At 52.8% G+C, this 1,764-nt stretch carries 4 protein-coding genes; all 4 read left to right on the top strand.

What is annotated here, in order from left to right; genetic code table 11:
• Positions 1 to 31 precede the first annotated feature (31 nt).
• Entirely contained in the window at positions 32 to 214 is a 183-nt protein-coding gene (locus VI01_RS24265; protein WP_045816962.1) for a general stress protein, read from the top strand.
• 474 nt (positions 215 to 688) lie between these two features.
• Positions 689 to 943 carry a hypothetical protein gene (locus tag VI01_RS24270; protein WP_045816963.1) on the top strand — a complete coding sequence of 85 codons (255 nt, stop codon included), beginning with the start codon at positions 689 to 691 and terminating at the stop codon, positions 941 to 943.
• 281 nt (positions 944 to 1,224) lie between these two features.
• Positions 1,225 to 1,467 carry a regulatory protein YcgZ gene (ycgZ, locus tag VI01_RS24275; RefSeq protein ID WP_039328007.1) on the top strand — a complete coding sequence of 81 codons (243 nt, stop codon included), beginning with the start codon at positions 1,225 to 1,227 and terminating at the stop codon, positions 1,465 to 1,467.
• A gap of 104 nt (positions 1,468 to 1,571) precedes the next feature.
• Positions 1,572 to 1,764 (top strand): hypothetical protein (locus VI01_RS24280; protein ID WP_045816964.1); only part of this gene is annotated, 193 nt, incomplete at its 3' end.

Here is a 1,764-nt window from a genome sequence, read left to right on the forward strand (position 1 = left end):
TACATGACAACTTTTATCTGAGGAACGCATCATGACAACAGCAAGACGCGGTGGAGCCGGAAACTTCGCGGCCGACCCGGCACGCGCCGCTGAGGCGGGCAGCAAAGGCGGCGCCGCCAGCGGCGGCAACTTCAAAAACTGCCCCGATCGCGCGCGCGAGGCCGGTCGTAAAGGCGGGCTTATCAGCCGGCGGTGCCCAAAACCTGAAGTTTAAATAAAACCACACTGACGGGGGCCGGAAGTAAATTTTATCCCGGCCCGCTTAATTAGGAAATTTTTATTCCCTAATTATCTTTGATGTTGAAGTAGAATAACCCTCAGGGCTTATCCACTGATTTCTCTTATACGCGGCGCATGTTAACAGTCCGCACCCTGCAGGCTTATCATCCATATTTTCAGGCCATATTAAATCCTCTCCTGAGATTAAATCCCGAAACACTGACATGCTCAGACGGCACCTCAGAATGAAAACGATTTCAGACCACACATAAGGTTTATTCAGTATTTTCCGATATTTACATCTGATAACCTGTCAGGCTTCTGAATTAAGGGTGTTTTTTATCGCTGTGCGCCTGAACATAATTCTGACTGACGGGATAATGCGCGAAAAGTATTTAAACGGAACCGGTTTTCAGTCCATTAAGCGACTACACTGAAATACCGTAATAAAGCCGAGGGAGAGCAGAGCATGCCTGATGATTATCATGACGAAAACCAGCTGATTATTGGCGAAGCTGCGGTTCATCTGGCGATGAATAATACGGATATTACCGTTGATTCACTGACCCGTGAGCTGACTGAGATGGCCGCCGCCGAGGAAAATCCTGCGCGCTGCGCGCAGATAAGAGGGGCCAGACGCTGGCTCCGCGGGTTTGAGTCGCTGCCGGGCAACCGGGACGAGCTGAGATGGGTCACCGGCGCGGGCCACGGCTCAACGCACTGAATTCATCTCTCAGCCTGCCCGGGTCATACAGGGCAGGCATCTTTCCTGCGCTCCGGACACGGAAGCTGACCATACCGTTCTGACTGTTGTACAACCCCTTCGTTAATCGACTCATCATTCGCGCGCTGATACTTACCTAAGTTACTGTTTGGTAATATTTAGCACTTTTTGCACAAAAAGATAAGCTGTACAACAACACAATTGCTGTACAAGTTTGATTTAGTTGTATAACTTTACCGTCAGACAGAGCCGACTACATTTTAACCATTGAGAGGTTCACCATGCGTCAGAACGTTACGAAATTCCCGGACTCCGCCAGCGACATTGCGCATTACTTCAGCAAGGCGTCGGCGCCAACCCAGCAGGAAACGCTGGGGCAGATTGTCGTAGAAATCCTGCGCGCAGGCAAGAACCTTAATCGTAAAGCCATCTGTACCAAACTGCTGCGCCGCCTTGAAGTGGCAGCGAATCAGGAAGAAGAGCGTCACTACCAGACGCTAATCGGCATGCTGTTTGAACGCTGAGTTACCCCGGTGTTATGAGGCGGGACCCGCAGCATGCATTCAGGACCGCCCGGAATGGCCGTCCTGCCATCCTGCCCGGAAGGCACGAACCGGAAGATGCGGGTATGAATAATGCAGATTTAACTCGTCTGGCCGACGTTGTGCTGGGCGAGGCGGTGGTCGCGCTGCTGAGCAGCGAAGACCACATCAGCGCAGACGGCGTGGCACGGCAGCTTCGCGCTATGAACGGCGGCGAGACGAACCCGGAAAGGCGTGCAGCCATTGCCCTGGCGCTGGGCGAGGTGCAGAGCGAGTTTG

Origin of the sequence: Pantoea sp. SM3 (genome assembly GCF_000963995.1) — a bacterium.
GTDB lineage: Bacteria > Pseudomonadota > Gammaproteobacteria > Enterobacterales > Enterobacteriaceae > Pantoea > Pantoea rwandensis_B.